Annotated in this window: 16 protein-coding genes; 8 read left to right on the top strand and 8 right to left on the bottom strand. The window is 71.1% G+C overall.

Features of this window, described 5'->3' with window-relative positions; translation table 11 throughout:
- Nucleotides 1–115 precede the first annotated feature (115 nt).
- The 3 genes from IEY14_RS16225 to IEY14_RS16215 form a co-directional block, all read right to left on the bottom strand.
- Nucleotides 116–883, bottom strand: a complete 768-nt coding sequence (locus IEY14_RS16225; RefSeq protein ID WP_188910324.1) for a GntR family transcriptional regulator — start codon at nucleotides 881–883, stop codon at nucleotides 116–118.
- 98 nt (nucleotides 884–981) lie between these two features.
- Nucleotides 982–1,758: a class I fructose-bisphosphate aldolase gene (locus IEY14_RS16220; RefSeq protein WP_210318455.1), complete on the bottom strand. Its 777-nt coding sequence runs from the start codon at nucleotides 1,756–1,758 to the stop codon at nucleotides 982–984.
- Nucleotides 1,759–1,906: 148 nt separating this feature from the next.
- Complete coding sequence (locus IEY14_RS16215; RefSeq protein WP_188910320.1) at nucleotides 1,907–2,785, bottom strand: SDR family oxidoreductase; 879 nt, start codon at nucleotides 2,783–2,785, stop codon at nucleotides 1,907–1,909.
- Between the two features lie 105 nt (nucleotides 2,786–2,890).
- On the opposite strand from IEY14_RS16215, the gene IEY14_RS16210 reads away from it, so the two are divergent.
- Nucleotides 2,891–3,784, top strand: a complete 894-nt coding sequence (locus IEY14_RS16210) for a LysR family transcriptional regulator (protein ID WP_188910319.1) — start codon at nucleotides 2,891–2,893, stop codon at nucleotides 3,782–3,784.
- A gap of 117 nt (nucleotides 3,785–3,901) precedes the next feature.
- On the opposite strand, the gene IEY14_RS25760 is transcribed toward IEY14_RS16210, so the two are convergent.
- Nucleotides 3,902–4,042: a hypothetical protein gene (locus IEY14_RS25760; protein ID WP_210318479.1), complete on the bottom strand. Its 141-nt coding sequence runs from the start codon at nucleotides 4,040–4,042 to the stop codon at nucleotides 3,902–3,904.
- A gap of 396 nt (nucleotides 4,043–4,438) precedes the next feature.
- On the opposite strand from IEY14_RS25760, the gene IEY14_RS16205 reads away from it, so the two are divergent.
- From IEY14_RS16205 to IEY14_RS16175, 7 genes are all read left to right on the top strand, one after another.
- Complete coding sequence (locus tag IEY14_RS16205) at nucleotides 4,439–5,386, top strand: hypothetical protein (protein WP_188910317.1); 948 nt, start codon at nucleotides 4,439–4,441, stop codon at nucleotides 5,384–5,386.
- An 83-nt stretch (nucleotides 5,387–5,469) separates the two neighbouring features.
- Nucleotides 5,470–6,891, top strand: a complete 1,422-nt coding sequence (locus IEY14_RS16200) for a putative bifunctional diguanylate cyclase/phosphodiesterase (RefSeq protein WP_188910315.1) — start codon at nucleotides 5,470–5,472, stop codon at nucleotides 6,889–6,891.
- A 182-nt stretch (nucleotides 6,892–7,073) separates the two neighbouring features.
- A complete protein-coding gene (locus tag IEY14_RS16195; RefSeq protein ID WP_188910313.1) occupies nucleotides 7,074–8,573 on the top strand; it encodes a sugar ABC transporter ATP-binding protein in 1,500 nt (499 codons plus the stop codon).
- A complete protein-coding gene (locus IEY14_RS16190; RefSeq protein ID WP_188910311.1) occupies nucleotides 8,570–9,595 on the top strand; it encodes an ABC transporter permease in 1,026 nt (341 codons plus the stop codon). The genes IEY14_RS16195 and IEY14_RS16190 overlap by 4 nt, the downstream gene beginning before the upstream one ends.
- A 40-nt stretch (nucleotides 9,596–9,635) precedes the next feature.
- Nucleotides 9,636–10,682 (top strand): substrate-binding domain-containing protein, encoded by a 1,047-nt coding sequence (locus IEY14_RS16185; protein ID WP_188910309.1) that lies wholly within the window; start codon nucleotides 9,636–9,638, stop codon nucleotides 10,680–10,682.
- 9 nt (nucleotides 10,683–10,691) lie between these two features.
- Nucleotides 10,692–11,924 carry an SfnB family sulfur acquisition oxidoreductase gene (locus IEY14_RS16180; protein ID WP_188910307.1) on the top strand — a complete coding sequence of 411 codons (1,233 nt, stop codon included), beginning with the start codon at nucleotides 10,692–10,694 and terminating at the stop codon, nucleotides 11,922–11,924.
- Nucleotides 11,925–11,962: 38 nt separating this feature from the next.
- Nucleotides 11,963–13,195 carry an SfnB family sulfur acquisition oxidoreductase gene (locus tag IEY14_RS16175; RefSeq protein ID WP_188910305.1) on the top strand — a complete coding sequence of 411 codons (1,233 nt, stop codon included), beginning with the start codon at nucleotides 11,963–11,965 and terminating at the stop codon, nucleotides 13,193–13,195.
- Between the two features lie 261 nt (nucleotides 13,196–13,456).
- On the opposite strand, the gene IEY14_RS16170 is transcribed toward IEY14_RS16175, so the two are convergent.
- The 4 genes from IEY14_RS16170 to IEY14_RS16155 all read right to left on the bottom strand — a co-directional run bounded on the left by IEY14_RS16170 (nucleotide 13,457) and on the right by IEY14_RS16155 (nucleotide 15,321).
- Entirely contained in the window at nucleotides 13,457–13,639 is a 183-nt protein-coding gene (locus tag IEY14_RS16170) for a Flp family type IVb pilin (protein ID WP_188910303.1), read from the bottom strand.
- Between the two features lie 540 nt (nucleotides 13,640–14,179).
- The gene (locus IEY14_RS16165; RefSeq protein WP_188910301.1) at nucleotides 14,180–14,734 is read right to left on the bottom strand and encodes a hypothetical protein; all 555 of its coding nucleotides are present in this window, start codon (nucleotides 14,732–14,734) and stop codon (nucleotides 14,180–14,182) included.
- A 40-nt stretch (nucleotides 14,735–14,774) separates the two neighbouring features.
- On the bottom strand, nucleotides 14,775–14,984 hold the full coding sequence (locus tag IEY14_RS16160; RefSeq protein WP_188910300.1) for a hypothetical protein: 210 nt from the start codon (nucleotides 14,982–14,984) through the stop codon (nucleotides 14,775–14,777).
- A gap of 61 nt (nucleotides 14,985–15,045) precedes the next feature.
- On the bottom strand, nucleotides 15,046–15,321 hold the full coding sequence (locus IEY14_RS16155; RefSeq protein WP_188910298.1) for an HU family DNA-binding protein: 276 nt from the start codon (nucleotides 15,319–15,321) through the stop codon (nucleotides 15,046–15,048).
- Nucleotides 15,322–15,382 lie beyond the last annotated feature (61 nt).

Raw genomic sequence — 15,382 nt, 5'->3', positions numbered from 1 at the left:
CGCACTCGGCCGCGCGCCCGGCCGGCTTTCCGCCGCGCCGCAGGCTCCGCAAGGCCCGGCCGCTCTCCCAAACCGCCATGGTCTCCCTCCCTGGCGAGCCGCCTTCAGACGCGGCTCATGCAGTCCCCGATGAATCCGCCTCCGCCTCGACCGTGACCTGCACCACGTCGTTCCGGATCCATGATGTGTAATAGTCGAAGTTCCGGCCCTCACGGTTCCATGACACCGAGGTGACGAGGAGCAGCGGCGAGCGCGGCTCGACTTCGAGAAGGCCGGAAAGTTCCGCGTCGGCCGCCACCGCCGCGACCGAGCGCCGGGCGCCGAAGACCGAGAAGCCGGCCTCGCGCAGCGTGCGGTTCAGCGAGGCGCGCCCTTCGAGGACGCCGCTCGGCAGCAGCAGGTCGCGGATCTCCGGCAGGAGATAGTTGACCGAATAGAGCGCCACCCTTCCGTCGAGGCGCCGCAGGCGCGCCAGCACGAAGCCCTTCTCGCCCCGGCCGAGCGCGAGCGCCTTGCCGATCTCCGGCGGCAGCTCGCGCAGGGCCGCTTCGCGCACCGTGGTCTCGACGCTGCGATGGTTGCCCCCCACCTCCGCCTCGAAGAAGCCGGCGGGAACCTGGAGCCGCCAGCTCCTTTCGGCGGGATCGAGCACGAAGGCGCCGCGGCGCGGCACCATCCTGATGATCCGCTTGTCCTGGAGGCTGCGCAGCGTCTCGCGCACCGTCGACCGCGACAGGTCGTAGGTCCGGCACAGTTCGCTTTCCGACGGAAGCCGATCGCCGGCCGCGAGCACCCCCTCCCGGATCTGCCGCTCCACCAGGCGGTGGAGTTGCAGATAATAGGGCTCGGACCCGAAGCGATCGATCGCGGCCTCTTGGTTCATCCTTCCCGTCCGTCCTGTTCGTACAGTGCGGATGTCATGGATTCCGCCCGCCGTGCCGTTTGGCAAGGGGCGGGCGGGGCGGGATGCGGCGGGAGCCGTTAGTCGTCGAAACGAGTGGCGCGCGTCAGCCTGGCGATCTCGGCCAGGACCTCGCCCGCCGGACCCGGCTCGCGCTGCCAGATATTGCGCCCGACGATGACGCCGCGCGCGCCGGCGCGGATCGTGCCGGCCACCGCCTCGATGGTCTCGCCCGGCGCGCCGGCCAGCGGTCCGCCGGCGATGACGAGCGGCACCTTCAGCTCCTCGACGAGGCGCCGGGTGCGCTCCTCGCCCGGAAAGGCGATCTTGATGATATGGGCGCCGAGATCGTAGGCGATGCGGGCGACCTTCTCCTCCTCGACCACCACCTCTTCGGTGCGCGGCGCGCCCATGATGACCGGCTCGAGCACCAGCGGGATGTCCCAGCGGTCGCAGGCGGCGATCACCTTGCCGACGCGCGTGCACATCTCGACGCGCTCCTTCTTCGACATGTTCCACGGGAACAGCATCTTCACCGCGTCGACGCCGAGGCGCACCGCCTCCTCGACGCTGGTGATAAGCCCGTGCGAGCCGGTGCCGTCGAGTTCGCGATAGTCGTAATAGGTGTCGATGGTGAGGACGCGCGTCAGATGCGGATGGCGCGCGAAGAACTTTTCCGTCTGCCGGACCTGGCCGGGCGTCATCATGAAGCCGGTGACGTCCTTGTCCGCCCAGGCCGGGAAGGGCGAGGAGGGCGTTTCCAGCCCGGCGATCCGGTCGAAGATCAGGCCATGGTCGACCGGCATGATGATCGCCACGCGGTCGCTCGGCAGCGTGCGGCGGAGACGGTATTCCATCGACATCGGGTCGGACCTCCCTCTGCGGAGACGGGCCCCTCCGGCCCGCCCTCGCGATCGTTTCGCGCCCGTCGTCTCGTACGTTCTGTACGGACAATAGGTACGAGCGCGATCTAGGACCGGGCGGGCCGGCCCGTCAAGCCGATTTTCATTCGCCGGGGCCGCGCTCGGCGATGCCGGCGAGGAAATCGCGATAGGACCGGAGCGGGCGTCCGAGGATGCCGACCAGCCGTTCGACGTCGCCGGCCGCGGCCACCATGCCGTCGCTGACCCAGCGCTCGGCCATCAGCCGCATCTCGTAGGCCTGCCATTTCGGCATGGCGCCCGCCATGATCGTCTCGAATCCGCTCGGATCGTCGCCGCCATAGGCGACCGGACGGCCGAGCCGTTCCGACCAGAGGGCGGCGATCCCCGGGCCGGTCAGCGTGTCCGGGCCGACGAGATTGAGCGTCTCGCTCGGCAGGAGGCCGGGGGCTTCGTCGCGGCGGATCAGCTCGATCGCGGCCACCTCGGCGATGTCCCGCGCATCCACCATGGCGACGCCCTTGGAGCCGATCGGCATCGGATAGACGCCGTGGTCGAGGACGACGTCACGGATCATCGCTTCGTTGTCGATGAAATAGGCCGGGCGCAGGATCGTCGCGCCGAACCCCATCGCCGCCAGCATGCGCTCGGCGCCGGACTTCACGGCGAAATGCGGCACGTTGACGAAGCGGTCGGCATGGATCACCGACAGGTAGACGACCCGCTCGACGCCGGCCTCGCGGGCGAGATTGAGGGCGACCAAGGCCTGCGTGAATTCGTCGCCCGTGACGGCGTTCAGAAGGAACAGCGTGCGGATGCCGGCGAAGGCGCGGCGCAGGGCGTCGATGTCGAGAAGGTCGCCCTCGGCGGTCTCGACGCCGGCCGGGACCCGCGCCTTCGAGGGATCGCGCGTCAGGATGCGCGTCGCCGCGCCACGCCGGGCCAGCTCTTCGACGACATGGCGGCCGACGCGGCCGGTGGCGCCGGTGACGAGAATGGTCATGGAAACTCTCCCTTGCTTGTCCCGAGTGGACAAGGCGAAGATCGGTGATCCACATTCCGACCGATAGACGCTCGATCGGGACGGGCCGTCTCATGGGTGGAACGGATGGATCTGCTGGCGCTCGCCGATTTCAACCTCGTCGCCCGGCATGGCGGGTTCGGCCGCGCCGCGCGCGCCGCGGGCCGGCCGAAGGCGACCTTGTCGCGGCGCGTCGCCGAGCTGGAGGCGGCGCTCGACCTGCGCCTGTTCGAGCGCGGCGCGCGCCAGCTCAAGCTCACCGAGGAAGGGCGCGCTTTGTTCGAGCGCACGGCGATGCTGCTGACCGAACTGGAGGAATCCGCCTCGGCCATCGCGTCCGGCGGCCATCGGCCGCGCGGCCGGCTGCGCCTCAGCGCGCCGCTCCTCTTCTCGCAGGTGGCGATGGGCCGTCTCGCCGCCGGCTTCGCCCTGAAATATCCGGACGTGCGGCTGGAGGTGACGTCCGAGGATCGCCCGGTGGATATGGTGGAGGAGGCCTTCGACCTCGTGATCCGCGTGAACCCGGAACCCGACGAGAGTCTCGTCGGCCGCGTCTTCCTGCGCGACCGGCTGGTGGTCGTGGCGGGGCCGGGCCTCGCGCCGCCGCCGGACGGCTCGCCCGTGCCGGCGGTCGTGCGGGGCTCGGCCGATCCGGCGGCGCTCTGGGATCTCGCGACCGCGACGGGCCGGTCGCGCCTCGCCGTCGAGCCTGTCCTGCGCCTGTCCTCGCTGGTGATGATCCGCGACGCGGTGCGGATGGGCGTCGGCGTCGCCCGCCTGCCCATCTCCCTCGTCGGCCAGGATCTGGCCGCCGGCCGGCTGGCGCATTGGGGTGATGTCGAGGGATCGGAGATCGCCCTCTGGGCGCTCTATCCGAGCCGCCGCCTGCTCAGCGCCCGCGTTTCGGCCTTTCTCGACTTCCTGAAGGAGGCCTTTCCGGGTGGCACGCCCGACGAGCTCGCCGCCTATGTCGGATCGTGACCGCCCGCCGGCGCCGCACCGGCACCGATGAGCCGGGATTGGCGATCGCTTCGCCGCGTCGCGCTCGCGGCGAGGGGGTGACGAGGCGGCGGGCGCCGCCGCCTCGTCGAACGCTGGCTATTTCGCCGGCTTGCCGGGCGCCGAGAGGCCGCCTTTCAGGCTCGGCGCCGCGGCGATCGTCTTCTTGACCTCCTTCTTGGGCTTGCGCGCTTCCTTGGAGGCGATCCGTTTTTCACCCATGGGCTGCTCCTTCCTCACTCGACGGCGCAGCCTCGCATGCTTTCGACGCGGCCGCCTCAACAATTCGTAGGCCGTCTCGCGCCCCGCCCCACCCGTCCCGTCGCGTCCTGCGGCGGCCCGAAGGTGTCGATGGATCTACTGAATAGCTGAGAGCCGATCTAGGAGTCTGATTTAGCTCGCGGAATGTCGCCGACGATCGTCCGTACCAGGTGCCGCCTCGGATGGGCTCACTGACGTATATTGCGGAAGAAAGCAACGTTACAGAATGTTACTTTGAAATCCGACAGAAACGACTGTCTCCAGGCCGTTAACGGTTCGTGAACCATCATGAAATGTCGGAATTATCGCTGTGAAACAACGAGTTGCTGCGATGATTATTCCTCCGGAAGTCCAAGTATAGAAAGGAGGAACCCAATGTCGAAGATCAATCGCATGCTATGTCTGGCCGCCGTCGTCGTCGCCATGACGCTTCCGGCACTCGCGCAGGCGCAGGAGGCGGGCGGCCCGCGGAACGGCGGCCTCGGCGCCAGTCTCGGCGGCTCCGGCGGCTCCGGCGGCCTGGGGCTCGGGGCGGGCGTCAGCGTCGGCGGCTCGCGCGGCATCGGCGCCGGCCTGGGGCTCGGCCTCGGCGGATCGCGGGGCGTGAATGGCGGCGTCAGCGCCAATATCGGCGGCAATGGCGGCGGCGGATCGTCCTCCGCCGCGACCGGCGGCGGCCTCGGCCTCGGCGCCGGGGCGTCCGTCGGCGGCACCGGCGGCGTCCGGGCCGGCCTCGGCGCCTCCGTCGGCGGCAGCCAGGGCATCGGCGCCGGCGCCGGAGCCTCGATCGGCGGCGGGCGCGGCATCAATGCCGGGCTCGGAACCTCGATCGGCGGCAATGACGGGGTCTCCGCCAATCTCGGAACTTCGATCGGCGGACGCGGCGGCATCCGCGCCGGGGCCGGGGCGAATCTCGGCGGCAATGACGGCGTGTCGGCCAATCTCGGCGCGGCGCTCGGCACCGGCGGCATCCGGGCGGGCCTCGGCGCCAGCCTCGGCGGCTCGGGAAGCGGCGGTGGGCCGGGCGGCGGCGTCGGGGGCGGCGGGAACACGGATGGCGGGAGCGGCGGCGGCGGAGGCGGCGTGACGGGCGAATCGACGCCGCCCGCCGCGACGCCGACGCGGCCGCGCGGCCCGGCGGCGGTGGAGATGCCCGGCTGGACATGGTCGCCGCGTCCGCTCTTCCGCCGCGACGCCGCCCTGCGCATCAGCGACATGAGCGACCGGGAGCGCACCCAGATGCGCCGAACCTGTCGCGGCATCATGCGCAGCCCGGACGCCTATGAGGACGGGCTCGTCCAGGTCTGCCGGCTCCTGCGCTGATCCGCGTTTTTGCCGGCCGCGTTCCGGCGCGGCCGGCTTCCTTCCCATGGCCCGCGGGCCCTCACCTTGGACGGGACGATTTCATGCGCGAGGATTTCCTTCTCGATCCGCATCACCAGCACGAAGCCTTCGGGCGGATCACGGCCGTCACCCGCCTGGCGGCGATCTACGGCACGTTCGGCGAGACCGATCCGCAGACGGGGCTCGCCAATCGCAAGGGCCTCGATGCCGCGCTGCGCCGGCTGGACACGGAGCCGGCGCGGCGGGTGGCGCTGATCGTCCTCGACATCGACCATCTGCGCATCGTCAACGAGACCGAGGGCCGGCCGGCCGGCGACGCGGTGCTCCGGACCATCGCCCGCCGCCTCGCCGAAGCGCCGAAGCTCGCGGCCTTCCGCACCGGCTCCGACGAATTCACCCTTCTTCTCGACGACTGCGCGGTGCCGGAACAGTTGGAGGCCGCCGCCGCCGCCATCCTCGACGCGCTGATGGTCGCCGAAGCCGGGGCGGCGGCGAGCCTGCCGAAGGTCACGATGGGCGGCGCGCTCGGCGGGGACGGCCCGTGCGATCCCCGGCGCCTGCTGCGGGAAGCCAATCTCGCCCTCTGCTATGCGAAGGAACATGCGCGCGGCGACTTTCTCGCCTATCGCCCCGGCATGCGCCGCGCCTTCGCCCGGACCAATTCCGTCGCCGAGCGCGTCGGCCGCGCCTTGAACGAGGGGCGCATCGTGCCGTTCTACCAGCCGCTGGTCGACACGCGCACGGCACGGATCATCGGGGTCGAGGCGCTGGTGCGGCTGCAAACCCGCCGGAACGGCATCGTCGGCCCGCAGGACTTCTCCGATGCGCTGCGCCATCCGCTGCTCGGCCTGCGGATCACCGATGCCATGCTGCGCCGGATCGCGGCCGATGTCGCCGCCTGGCTCGCCGCGGGCATTCCGTTCAAGCATGTCGGCGTCAATCTCGCGCCGGCGGACCTCCTGGATCCCAAGCTCGAGACGCGTCTCGCCGAGGCCTTCGGCCGCGCCGGCGTCTCGCTCCGGCACGTGGTGCTCGAAATCACCGAGACCACCTATCTCGGCCGGACGGGGGGCGACGTCTCGAACGCCATCCGCCGGCTGCGCGAACAGGGCTTTCTGGTGGCGCTGGACGATTTCGGCACCGGCTACGCCTCGCTGACCCATCTTCTCGACCTGCCGGTCGACATCATCAAGATCGACCGGTCCTTCGTGGAACGGCTGCCCGCCGATCCCGCGAGCCACGCCGTCGTGTCCGGTCTCGTCGCCATCGCGAAGAATCTCGGCATGCGCGTCGTCGCCGAGGGCATCGAACGCCTCGAACAGGCGGAGCTCCTGACGGGGATCGGCGTCGAGCTCGGCCAGGGCTTCCTGTTCAGCCCCGCCGTCGATGCCGCCCGCATGACCGAACTCCTGCACCGCTTCTCGGCGACCGGCATGGTCCACCCTCGGCGGCGGGTCGCCGGCCTGCCGGTCGGCGTCTGCTGACGGGCAGGCCGCACCACCCGTCCCATCCGCGGGCGGATGGCTCTACCCATATTATCGATGAATATAGTAGATATTTGCTCGTGCGATATCGGGGCGCGTCCTAGCCTCGTCGCATGACCCATCCGCCTGCCGCCTCCAGCCGATCCGCCTCCGCCGCCCCCGCTTCCGGGGGCGGGCGTCCGGTGCTTCGTCTGCGCGGCATCGCCAAGGCCTATGGTCCGACGCGGGCGCTCGGCGGCGTCGATCTCGATCTCCATGCCGGCGAGATCCTGGCGCTGATGGGCGCCAACGGCGCGGGCAAGTCGACGCTCGTGAAGATCCTGTGCGGGCTGGTCGAGCCCGATGCCGGCACGATCGAGATCGACGGCCGGCGCCTGTCGATCTCGACGCCGGACGGCGCGCGGGCCGGCGGCATCGTCGCGGTCCACCAGTCGATCGCCGATGTCGGCGTGCCGAACCTGACGGTGGCGGAGAATCTGGCGCTCGACCAGCTCTGTTCCGGCCGGGCGCCGCTCGTCGCGACGCGCGCCGTCATCCGCCGGCTGGCGGGCGAGCGCGCCGCCCGGATCGGGCTCGCGGTCGATCTCGATGCGCGGCTCGCCGATCTGTCGCTCGCCGAGCGCCAGCTCGTGGCGATCGCCCGCGCGCTCGGCGACAAGCCGCGGGTCCTGCTGCTCGACGAGCCGACGGCCAGTCTTTCCGCCGCCGAGGCCGAACGGCTCTTCGCCGTCCTGGACGGGCTCCGGCGGGACGGGGTCGCCATCGTCTATATCTCGCATAGGACCGGCGATCTCCGGCGGCTGGCCGACCGCGCGCTGGTGCTGCGCGACGGGCGCGTCGCCGGCGCCTTCGCGCGGCCCGTCGATTACGACGCGGCCCTGCGTCTGATGGTCGGCCATGCCGTGCTCCAGCGCCGGCGCGCGGCTCCGGTCGGCGCGGCGGCGCCGGTCGTCCTGGCGCTGAAGGGCGTGCGTCTCGCCCGCTCGGCCGAGCCCTTCGACCTCGCCGTCCGCCGGGGCGAGATCGTCGCCGTCACCGGGCCGGTCGGCGCCGGCAAGTCCTCGCTCGCCGGGGCGCTCTTCGGGCTCTGGCCCTTCGCGTCCGGCGAGGCGGAGCTCGACGGCGCGCCCTGGCGCCCGGCGAACCCGGCGCACGCCATCGCCGGCGGCGTGTTCCTGGCCGGCGAGGATCGCTGGCGCACCTCCTTCTTTCCCGCCTCCGTGCCCTTCGCCTCCATCGCCGGCACGATCGGCTTTCCGTTCCTGAAGCGCTGGTCGCCCTTCGGCCTCGTGGCGGAGCGGCGCGAGCGCGCGGCCGCCACCGCCGCCATCGGCGCCTTCGGCATCAAGGCGCGCTCGGCGCGCGATCCGCTCGCCGCCTTATCCGGCGGCAACCAGCAGAAGGTCGTGCTCGCCCGCTGGCACGCCGAGCCCTGCCGCCTCCTCCTGCTCGACGAGCCGTTCCAGGGCGTCGATATCGGGGCGCGCGACGACATCATCGCGGCCATCCGGCAGCGGGCCGGCACGCGCGCCACCCTCGTCTTCGTCAACGACGCCGAGGAGGCGCTCGAAGTCGGCGACCGGATCGTCGCGATCGAGGACGGCGTGCTGCGCCCCGACACGGCCTTTCCCGCCGCCGCTTCGTCTTCCCGTTCCGCCGCCCCATCGGACATCCGGTCATGACCTCGATCGCCACCACCCCGCCGCCGCGCCGCCTGGCGCTTCCCGCCTTGCGCGAGCTCGCGATCCGAAGCGGCATCTTCGTGCTCCTCGCGCTCCTCGTCATCGGCTTCACCTGGCAGGAGCCGGCCTTTCTGCGCGTCGCCAATCTCTTCTCGATCCTCCAGGCGGTCGCGATCGTCGCGCTGCTCGGCATCGGCGTCACGGTCTCCTCCGCCGTCGGCGGCTTCGACCTCTCGGTCGGCGCGCTCGCGGCGCTGACGCAGATGGCCTCCGCCTATATCCTCATCGTCCATGGCGGCTCGACCTTCGAGGCCGTGGCCGGGGCGCTCGCCATCGGCGTCCTCGTCGGGCTGTTCAACAGCCTCCTGATCGTCGCCCTGCGCGTGCCGGACCTCCTCGCGACGCTCGGCACCCTGTTTCTTCTCGCCGGGGCGCAGCTCATCCCCACCGGCGGGCGCTCCATCGCGCCCGGCATGGTGCTGCTCGACGGCTCCACCGCCGAAGGCAGCTTCACGGAGGCCTTCCTGGCGCTCGGCCGGCTGCGGCTCGGCGGCGTCGTGCCGGTGCCGGTGGTGATCCTCGCCGCCGTCGCCTTCGTCGCCTGGTTCCTGATGGAGCGCACGCGCTGGGGCCGGGTCTTCTACGCGGTCGGCGGCTCGCCGACGGCGGCCTATCTCGCCGGCGCGCCGGTCAATGCCTATCGCGTCGCCGCCTATGTCCTGTCCTCGGCCATCGCCGCGCTCGGCGGCGTGCTGCTCGCCGCCCGCATCGGCCGGGGCGACGTCTCGGCCGGCAATTCCCTGATGCTCGACGCCGTCGCCGCCTCGCTGATCGGCTATGCCGTGCTCGGCGCCAACCGGCCGAACGTCTTCGGCACCGTGGTCGGCGCGGTCTTCGTCGGCGTGCTCCTCAACGGGCTGACCATGCTGAACGCGCCCTACTACCTGCAGGATTTCGTGAAGGGCGCGGTCCTCATCGGCGCGCTCGCGCTCACCTTCGGCCTCGCGCGTCGCCGCGCCTGAGCCGCCCCCTTTCCCCTTGTCGCTCCCGGAGACCTTCCCGATGCTTCGCTGCCATCTCCTCGCCACGCTCGCGCTGACGCCGCTGCTCTTCGCCGGCCCCGCCTTCGCCGCCGGCCTTCCCGGCGCGCCCGCGCCCTTCGACAAGGGCGGGGTGAAGCTCGCGCTGATCGTCTATCTGTCGGGCGGCGACTACTACCAGAACTACGAGGCGGGCGTGAAACGCCAGGCCGAGGCGCTCGGCATCGAGCTGCGCAGCTTCCAGGGCCGCCAGAAGCCGGACGAGCAGCGCGAGCAGATCCGCCAGGCGATCAATCTCGGCGTCCAGGGCATCATCCTCGCTGGCGGCAAGGGCGAGGCGATCGCCGATGTCGTGGACGAGGCGCTGAAGGCCGGCATCAAGGTCGCGGTGCAGAATGTCGAGCTGCCGCAGAAGGAGGTCATCGTCATCGACCAGGACGAGTCGAAGCAGCTCGGCCTCGTGCTCGGCCAGGCGGTCAAGGACAATGGCGACGCCTTCAAGGCCGGCTACATCTATGTCGAGGGCTTCCCGGCGCTCGACAAGCGCGACAAGGTCTGGCAGGCCTTCAAGAAGGACCATCCGAAGGTCGAGCAGAAGGCGCAATGGGGCGCGGTGGACGACACGCCGGCCCAGACCACCGCCAACCAGACGGCGGCGGCGCTGCGCGCCAATCCGGACATCAACGTCATTCTCGGCCCCTGGGACGAGTTCGCGCGTGGCGCGAAGATCGCGGTGGACGAGGCGGGCCTCGCCGATCAGGTGAAGGTCTATAGCGTCGACGTCTCGACCTCGGACATCCAGGCGATCCGCGAGCCGGGCAGCGCCTGGGTCGCGACCGCCGCGATCAGCGCCTCCGGCACCGGCGCGGCGGCGGTGCGGGCGGTGGCGCTGGCGCTGACGGGCGAGCTGAAGGACACGAAGGTGCTCCTGCCGCCGACGTTGATCACCCGCCAGTTCCTCCTCGACAACGACGTGAAGAACGAGGAGCAGCTGAACGCCAAGCTGCCCGAATTCCGGCTGGAGGGCGCCGTCACCGCGTCTTGGATCAGGCCGGTCGGCACGAATTGAGGGCGCGCCATGTCGCTCGCCCCCGCCCTTTCCACCGAGCCGCCGCGCTTCGAGCGCCATCCGAGGGCGCATCGCATCGCTTCCGACGCCGAGGCGATCGCGGTCGCCCGGGAGCTCGCGGCGGAATTCGCCGTCGAGGCCTCGGCGCGCGACCGTGAGCGGCGCCTGCCGGCGGCCGAGCTCGACCGCTTCTCCAGCTCCGGCCTCTGGGGCATCACGGTGCCGAAGGCCTATGGCGGCGCGGCGGTCTCCTTCGCGACGCTCGGCGAGGTGATCGCCACGATCTCGGCCGCCGATCCGTCGCTCGGCCAGATCCCCCAGAACCATCTCGCCGCGCTCGACGCCATCCGCGTCACCGCGAGCGAAGCGCAGAAGCGCCTCTGGTTCGGCCGCGTCCTCGACGGCTATCGGCTCGGCAACGCCTTTTCGGAAGCCGGCAGCAAGCATGTCGGGGCCTTCGAGACCACGGTGCGCCGGGACGGGGAGGGCTATGTCGTCAACGGCGAGAAGTTCTACGCCACCGGCGCGCTCTTCGCCCATTTCATCCATATCGGCGCGGTGGACGAGGAGGGGAACGTCCATCTCGCCATCGCGCCGAGCGACGCGCCGGGCCTTGCCGTCATCGACAACTGGTCGAGCTTCGGCCAGCGCACGACGGCGAGCGGCAATGTGACGATCCGCGACGTCCGGATCGGGCCGGAGGCGCTGATCCCGGCCTATCGCGGCGGCGTCGAGCCCTCCTCCAACGGCAGCGTCTCGCAGCTCATCCAGGCGGCGGTCGATCTCGGCATCGCGCGCGGCGCCATCGCCGACACGATCCGCTTCGTGCGCGAGAAGGCGCGGCCCTGGATCGACAGCGGCCAGGACCACGCGCATCAGGACGTCTTCACGATCTCCGCGATCGGCGATCTCCATGTGCGGCTGCACACGGCCGAGGCGCTGCTGGAGCGGGCCGGGCGGGCGATCGACGCCATTCTCGACCAGCCCTCCGAGGTGGCGGTGGCCGAGACCGCCGTCGCCGTGGCGGCGGCCAAGGTGGCGACCACCGAGACCGCGATCCTCGCCGCCGACCGGCTGCACGAGCTCGGCGGCACGCGCTCGACGCTTGCCGCCGAGAATCTCGACCGCCATTGGCGCAATGCCCGGACGCACACGCTGCACGATCCGGTGCGCTGGAAATATTTCCATGTCGGCAACCACGCGCTGAACGGCATTGCCCCGCCGCGCCATGCCTGGAGCTGAGATCCGATGACCCATCCGACGATCGCGGGAGAGACGAGATGAGCGCCCTGCGCCCGCTTGCCCCTACCGACAGCCAGAGCGAGGCCGAGGCCGAGACCCGCCGCATCCGCGACGACGCCGAGGCGATCGCCGTCGCGCGCGAACTGGCGGCCGAGCTCGCGCCCGGCGCGGCCGAGCGCGACCGCGACCGGCGCCTGCCCTTCGCCGAACTCGACCGCCTGTCGCGCGCCGGCCTTTTCGCCATCACCGTGCCGAAAGCCTATGGCGGGGCGGGGGTGAAGGCCGGGACGCTGGCGCGCGTCACGGCGATCCTCGCCGGTGCCGACGGGTCGATCGGCCAGATCCCGCAGAACCACTTCTTCATGCTGGAAGGGCTGCGGCTGGAGGGCACGGAGGGGCAGAAGCGCTTCTTCTACGCCCGCGTCCTCGCCGGCGAGCGGCTCGGCAACGCTCTCTCCGAACGCTCGACCCGCACCGCGCACGATATCGAGACGCGGATCCGGCCGGACGGCGCGGCCTGGCGGCTCGACGGGCGCAAATTCTATTCGACCGGCGCCCTCTTCGCCGACTGGATCGTCGCCGTCGCCAAGGCGCCGGACGAGACGGCCGTCATCGCCTTCGTGCGCAAGGGCACGGACGGGCTGATCGTCGAGGACGACTGGTCGGGCTTCGGCCAGCGCACCACCGGCTCCGGCACGACGATCTTCCGCGACGTGCGGGTGGAGCCGGACCATGTCGTGCCCTATTCGGCGCTGTTCGATCGCCCGACCCCGATGGGGCCGCATGCGCAGATCATCCATGCCGGCGTGCAGCAGGGTCTGGCCGAAGGCGCGCTGGCCGAGACGATCCGCTTCGTGCGGGACGTGGCGCGGCCCTGGCGGGATGCCGGCGTCGCGCGCCATGCCGACGATCCGCATGTGACGGCGACGATCGGCGAGGTGTCGATCCGCGTCGCGGGCGCGGCGGCGCTGCTCGACCGGGCCGGTCACTTCGTCGACGCGGCGAGCCTCGATCCGACGGAGGAGACGGTCGCCGCCGCCTCGGTCGCGGTGGCCGAGGCGAAGATCGCCTCCACCGATGCCGCGCTTCTCGCCGGCTCGCGGCTGATCGAGCTCGGCGGCGCCAGCGCCACGCTGGCCGTCCACGATCTCGACCGCTTCTGGCGCAATGCCCGCACCCATGCGGTGCACGATCCGCAGCTCTGGAAATACCGCTTCGTCGGCGACTACTGGCTGAACGGCACGAAGCCGCCGCGCCACGGCGCCATCTGAGGACGCGCCGTCCCGGCGCGTCGGGCGGGCAGAAAAAAGGACCGCTCCCGGCCTCGCGCGGGGCGGGCCGTCGGCGGTCCAGATAGCCTGGCATTGCCAGGGCTCCTGCGGGATCGAGGGGCCAGCGGCGGCGGCCAAGGGGGAGCGGCGCCACCGCGAAGGATCGACCGGGAGAGACCCCGGCCCCGTTCGAACCCGCGGTGGTCGGCTTCGCGAGGGTCGCCAAGCCGACAAGGCAAAATTCGAAAGCCGAGGCGTCGCTTACTGGCCGGTGGTCAGATGATTGCCGACGCTGGTGAACTGCGCCTCGATGCCGCCGGTGATCTGCGGCAGGGCGCCGATCAGGCAGACGGCGATGAAGGCGGCGATCAGGCCATATTCGATCGCCGTCGCGCCGGAGCGGTCGCGCTCGAACCCTTGAAGCTTGCGAATGAAGGACATCATCGGGAACCCTGGCTCCGCGTCACTGAGAGAAACCCGCCGGACAATCGCGGCACGGGAATAGATAGCCAGCAACGATTTAAAGGAGCCCGATGATTTATCCTTCGATTTTTCCTAATCAGCCGACCAAGCGTATTGGGCCGAAGCTTCTGGCGCCATGCTTACGCAGCCGTTAGCGCGGCCCGCGAAGTTTTCGGCTTTTCGAAACTTGGCGACGATGCGTGAAGCGTCGCCGAAGCGCTCGAGAGTTCTACCGCAACTCGCGGAGGATCTTGGCACGGTGATGGGGGCGGTCGGACCCTTGCCGCGCGCTCTCGGTGTCGCGGCCAAGGCGAGGGGCGGAAAACGGGTGGCGCCGAACGCGTCCTCGACCGCGCGGCGGAGCGGGGAGAAGCGCGAGACATCGCTGTCCTGTCAGCCCCGGGCCGGGACCACTCCGTCATCGCGTCTCGCGGCAGGAAAGACGCAGCCGAAGCGGCGCCGGCCAGGATCAGCGGAGCGGCGCTTTGGTATCGGACGTTCGGCCCGCCCGCCGCGTTCGCCTCAATATTTGCGGTTCCAGCGCCAGCGTTCGCCGAGCGGCAGGTCCTTGCGGGCGCTCTGGCGGCGCTCGCGATAGCTGAGGCGGCCGGAACCGGGCGCCGGATCGTGGGCGGCGATGTCGGGAAGGGGCACGGTCGCCACCGGCTCCGGCGCGGCGGCTTCGATGGGGTCGGCGGCCTCGAGTTCGATCTCCGGCTCGCTCTCCGCCTCGACCGGCGCCACGACGAGCGCCTTGCGCGGCCGGCCGCGCCGGGGCTTCTCGAACGGCTCGTCGTCGGACGCGTCCGGCGCTGCCGGCGGGGGCTCGACGCTCGCCGCGACCTGCGCTTCCAGGATGCGCTTCGGCAAGGCGGAGTCGGCGCGCTTCTCGACGCGGATGGTGGGCGAGCGGGTCGCCGCCTCGGCGCCGCCCGCATCCGGCGTCGCGGCGTCGGGGCGCAGCATGTCCTGCAGCGTCCGGCCGACATCGCCCGACCAGATCGAGGCGGGCTCGGCCTTGGCGCGGCGCGGCCGGCGCTTGTGCTCGACGACGAAGGGGGCGGGTGGGCGCTTCATGCGGGTTCCGGTGGTGGCGTAGAAAGGAAGGGACGGCGGCTCAGTCGGCGTCGGACGCTGGGTCCGGGTCCGGGTCCGGGTCCGTCGCCGGAGGACGGGCCTCGGCCCGGGCCAGGAGGTCGTCCAGCAGCAGCTGCCAGGAGCGCGCCGCCGCCAGATGCCGCGCCTTGACCTGCGGCAGCGCCGCCGCCTCGGCCGCCGCCAGACAGGCCGCGATCCGCGACCGGTAGACGTCCTCGCCGTCCATCATCGCACGTCATCCCGTCCCGAGCCAGGGGCCATGGCGCGCCCCGGAGGGCGAGTGGGCCACCTCAGCCGTTGAGGCGATCCTTCAGCGCCTTGGCTGGGGTGAAGCCGAGCTTCTTCGAGGCGGCGATCTGGATCGTCTCGCCCGTGCTCGGATTGCGCCCCTCGCGCGCCGCCGCTTCCTTGACCTTGAACTTGCCGAAGCCGTTGATCGAGACCTCCTCGCCGCGCGCGGCGGCTTCCGCCAGCGCCGCGAAGACGCGATCCACGATCGCCTTCGCCTCGGCCTTGGCGATGGAATGCTCCTCGGCCACCACGGCCGCGATGTCGCTATTGTTCAAGACAGGCTCCTTCTTGCAGGCTGAATCGCTTGCTAGACGAGACGGCCCCCGCCGTCCATGC

This window comes from Aureimonas endophytica, assembly GCF_014642635.1.
Lineage (GTDB): Bacteria > Pseudomonadota > Alphaproteobacteria > Rhizobiales > Rhizobiaceae > Plantimonas > Plantimonas endophytica.
This window is presented reverse-complemented; position numbering and strand designations above follow the sequence as displayed.